Source organism: Rhizobacter sp. P1_G5, from assembly GCF_056405435.1.
This window is the reverse complement of record NZ_JBFUCB010000953.1, coordinates 1-1,512: the sequence shown is the minus strand read 5'-3', so window position 1 is coordinate 1,512 and position 1,512 is coordinate 1. Positions and strand designations below refer to the sequence as shown.

Sequence of the window (1,512 nt, the reverse complement as noted above, 5' to 3'; positions counted from 1 at the left end):
CGCGCGGTTCGCAGGCGGCGAGTGCGTGGCCGCGGCGGGCGGCTTCGCGCATCATGGCGAAGGTGGAGTCCTTGTAGGTCTTGAAGCCTTCCAGCGGGTCGGCAACGAACAGCAGCGTCATGGCGGGGCGCTCTCTTTCGGTCAGGCGGCGATGCGGGGCCGCCACTGTTGCACAAAAAGCGCGAGCGCGCCGGCGACCATGCCCCAGAAGGCCGAGCCGATGCCCCAGAGGCTGAGCCCGCTCAGCGTGACGAGGAAGGTGATCAGTGCGGCCTCGCGGTGCGCGTCTTCCTTCAGTGCGGAGGCGAGCCCGTTGCCGATGGTGCCGAGCAGGGCGAGCCCGGCGATCGCGACGACCAACTCGCGCGGGAAGGCCGTGAGCACGCCGGTGACGGCCGCGCCGAACAGCCCGATCACGCAGTAGATCAGCCCGCAGGCGACGGCGGCCATGTAGCGGCGGTTCTTGTCTTCATGCGCTTCGCGGCCCATGCAGATGGCGGCGGTGATGGCGGACAGGTTCAGTGCGAAGGCACCGAACGGCGCGAGCAGCAGCGTGGCGAGGCCGGAGATCGTGATGAGCTTGGAGATCGGCATGTCGTAGCCGGCGGCGCGGATCGCGGCGACGCCGGGCAGGTTCTGCGAGGCCATGGTGACGATGAAGAGTGGCAACGCGAGGCTGATGACGGCGGGCAGCGTGAAGACCGGCATCGTGAACACGGGGATCGTCAGCGCGAACGAGACGGCCCCGAGGTGCAGTTGCCCCTGCGCCACGGCGAACGCGGTACCCACCGCCAGCACGCCGGGCACCGCATAGCGCGGCCAGAAGCGCCGCCCGACGAGGTAGGTGGCCAGCATCAGCAGCACGAGTGCGAACGAGGATTTGAGCGCGATGAAGGCATCGAGCCCGAAGCGGGCGAGCACGCCGGCGAGCAGCGCGCTGGCGATCGGCATCGGGATGCGCCCCATCAGCCGTTCGAACCAGCCGGTGACGCCAAAGAGCGTGATGAGGGCGGCGCTGACGAGGAAGGCGCCGACGGCCTCGGGCAGGTGAAAGCCGCCGGTGGCAGCAGCGGTGGCAAGCACCGCCGCGCCGGGTGTTGACCACGCGATCATCACCGGCTGGCGCAGCCACAACGAAGGCACCACCGAGCACAGTCCCATGCCCAGACCGAGGGCCCACATCCACGAGCTGATCTCGGCAGGCCCGGCGCCGAGGGCTTGCGCGGCGGAAAAGACGATGGCGACGGAGCTGGTGAAGCCGACGAGGACGGCAACGAATCCGGCCACGAAGGCCGAGAGGGACATGTCGGAGGGATGGAGGCGCATGGCTCGGGAGCCTACCGCGTACAGCGGTTCACTGCGTGGCATTGCCGGGTCTCGCCCCGGCGGGCGAGTCACTTTCATTTGCTGGCTCAAATGAAAGTAACCAAAGCAAAGAGCCCTCAACCCGAAAACCATACGGTTCGTTCAGTCTCGCTGCGGACAACACTGACGCTTCGGCTGGTGCCCCAC

1 protein-coding gene and 1 pseudogene are annotated in these 1,512 nt (G+C 68.1%); both read right to left on the bottom strand.

Annotation, left to right across the window (positions count from 1 at the left end; genetic code table 11):
- Window positions 1-121 (bottom strand): annotated as a pseudogene (locus AC1D12_RS33050) (glutathione synthase); the annotation flags it as partial.
- Window positions 122-141: 20 nt separating this feature from the next.
- A complete protein-coding gene (locus AC1D12_RS33045; protein WP_477825367.1) occupies window positions 142-1,368 on the bottom strand; it encodes a benzoate/H(+) symporter BenE family transporter in 1,227 nt (408 codons plus the stop codon).
- Window positions 1,369-1,512: the final 144 nt, after the last annotated feature.

Coding starts and splice junctions, on each gene's coding strand:
- AC1D12_RS33045 (WP_477825367.1), bottom strand. CDS start 1,368: ATGCCACGCAGTGAACCGCTGTACGCGGTAGGCTCCCGAGCCATGCGC.